Source organism: Gordonia sp. (in: high G+C Gram-positive bacteria), assembly GCF_020438995.1.
Taxonomy (GTDB): Bacteria; Actinomycetota; Actinomycetes; order Mycobacteriales; family Mycobacteriaceae; genus Gordonia.
Genome location: NZ_JAGQTN010000319.1, coordinates 1 through 1,792, shown reverse-complemented (window position 1 = coordinate 1,792; position 1,792 = coordinate 1). Strand labels below are relative to the sequence as shown.

The window sequence follows — 1,792 nt, the reverse complement described above, 5'->3', positions numbered from 1 at the left end:
GCTCGACACGTCGTCACGCCCGGCGACCGTGTTCCAGCAGATCTCGCCGACCTCGGTGGCGCCCAGCGAATCAGCGGCGATGCTGTCGAGTTCGGCCGGTATCCGGTGATCCGCGGCCAGAGCCTGATGCAGGCACGATGCACCCACCGGTTCGGCGCCGACGATCCGATCGCCGGACCGCATCCCGGTGGTCAGGCCGGCAATCAGTCCGCCGCCGCCCACACAGGTCACTATCGTCAGCGGGCCCTCGACATCGGCGGCCAGTTCGGGAGCGATCGTCCCGGCACCGGCGACGATGTCGGGCAGGTCGTAGGCGTGCAGCAGCAGGGCACCCGACTCATCCGCCATCGACGTGGCTACCTCGGCGGCCACCTGGTAGCGGTCGCCGGCCAGGTGCACCTGCGCGCCCAGATCCCGCAGCGCCGCGACCTTGACCCTCGGCGCGGCCTCCGGCACCACCACGGTGCACGGCACGCCCACGATCCTCGCCGCATGCGCGGCACCGATCGCCGCGTTCCCACCGGAGGCGACCAGCACCCCGGCCTCGGTCAGCAGACCCTGCTCCTGGGCGTGGAGAGTCGCATTGAGGCTGCCCCGGACTTTGAAACTGCCACCGAGCTGGGTGAACTCCAGCTTCAGTGCCACCTCGACCGCGCCGTTGACCGTCCCGATCTCGGTGCGCAATACAGGAGTTCGTCGCAGCCGCCCGGCGATGCGCGCGCGGGCGGACTGGATATCACCGCGGCTGATCCTCACACCGCACCCGCGAAATCGTTCTGACGCCACGCCTCGTAGATGGCGATGCTCGTGGCATTGGCCAGGTTGTGCGAGCGGCGGTCGGGCAGCATCGGGATGCGCACGGTGCCGGTGATGTGTGGGTCCGTCACGACCTCGTCGGGCAGGCCGGTCGGTTCAGGGCCGAACAACAACACATCGCCGGGCTGATACGCGATGTCGGTGTGCCGACTACGCGCGTGTGCGGTGAACGCGAACACCCGCTCGGGCCGCAGCCTGTCCCAGGCCGTGGCCAGATCCGGGTGCACGGTGACATTGGCCATCTCGTGATAGTCCAGACCCGCCCGCTTGACCTGGGCGTCGGTCATGGTGAAACCGAGCGGCTCGATCAGATGCAGCTCGCAGCCGGTGTTGGCCGCCAACCGGATCGCGTTGCCGGTATTGGGAGGAATGCAGGGTTGAAAAAACATGATCCGGAACATGATGCCGGTCAGCTTAGTGGCCGGGCCGCCCGTCCCGGGGCGGCGGCCTGCCGCATGTGCCGGTGCGGTAATGGAACAATGGGCCGGGTGAGTGCGATACGACTTGACGGTAAGGCCACCCGCGACGAGATCTTCACTGATCTGAGCGTGCGGGTGGAGAAGTTGCGGGCCGAAGGCATCGTCCCCGGACTGGGCACCATCCTGGTCGGCGACGACCCCGGCTCGCACTCCTACGTCAAGGGCAAGCACAACGACTGCGCCCGCATCGGTGTCGAGTCCATCCGCCGGGACCTGGCCGCCGATATCACCCAGCAGCAACTCGACGACGCGATCGACGAGTTGAACGCCGACCCGGCGTGCACCGGTTACATCGTCCAGCTGCCGCTGCCCAAACACCTCGACGAGAACGCCGCGCTCGAACGCATCGACCCCGACAAGGATGCCGACGGCCTGCATCCCATCAACCTGGGACGGCTCGTGCTGGGTAAGGAATCGACGCTGCCCTGCACCCCGCGCGGTGTGATCCACCTGCTGCGCCGTTACGACATCCCGCTCGACGGGGCGCGGGTGGCCGT

Annotated in this window: 3 protein-coding genes; 1 reads left to right on the top strand and 2 read right to left on the bottom strand. The window is 68.0% G+C overall.

The window, feature by feature from the left end; translation table 11 throughout:
• On the bottom strand, window positions 1–756 hold a 756-nt coding region (locus tag KDB67_RS22220), incomplete at its 3' end, for a pyridoxal-phosphate dependent enzyme (protein ID WP_291020723.1).
• Complete coding sequence (locus KDB67_RS22215; RefSeq protein ID WP_291020721.1) at window positions 753–1,217, bottom strand: tRNA (cytidine(34)-2'-O)-methyltransferase; 465 nt, start codon at window positions 1,215–1,217, stop codon at window positions 753–755. The genes KDB67_RS22220 and KDB67_RS22215, both read right to left, overlap by 4 nt.
• A gap of 87 nt (window positions 1,218–1,304) precedes the next feature.
• Between KDB67_RS22215 and KDB67_RS22210 the strand changes: the two genes are divergently transcribed.
• The coding region (locus KDB67_RS22210; RefSeq protein ID WP_291020719.1) for a tetrahydrofolate dehydrogenase/cyclohydrolase catalytic domain-containing protein at window positions 1,305–1,792 on the top strand (488 nt) is incomplete at its 3' end.